Consider the following 252-nt stretch of genomic DNA (forward strand, 5'->3'; position numbering starts at 1 on the left):
GCGTCGGACGGCGTGGCGGCGTCGCCAGGCCAGTCGTCGGACGAAGCGCGCCGAGCGGCGCGCGCGGCTGCCTCGCCGGAAGGCGCCGGGGTCTCGCCAGGCCAATCGTCCGACGAAGCGGCGGAAGACGCGGCTGCGGTCTCGGTCTCGGACGGGGCAGTGGCCTCGCCGGGCCAGTCGTCGGCCTGAGCGCGCCGGGCGGCACGCGCGGCGGACGGCGCGGCTGACTCGTCGGACCGGTCGTCCGTCGCA

1 protein-coding gene is annotated in these 252 nt (G+C 78.6%); it reads left to right on the forward strand.

The genetic code is table 11. From position 1 onward, the window contains the following. Positions 1–189: hypothetical protein (locus tag GTW40_RS33180; RefSeq protein ID WP_237525572.1), on the forward strand; the 189-nt coding region annotated here is incomplete at its 5' end. Positions 190–252: the final 63 nt, after the last annotated feature.

Source organism: Streptomyces sp. SID4985, from assembly GCF_009863025.1.
In the GTDB taxonomy this organism is placed as follows: Bacteria; Actinomycetota; Actinomycetes; order Streptomycetales; family Streptomycetaceae; genus Streptomyces.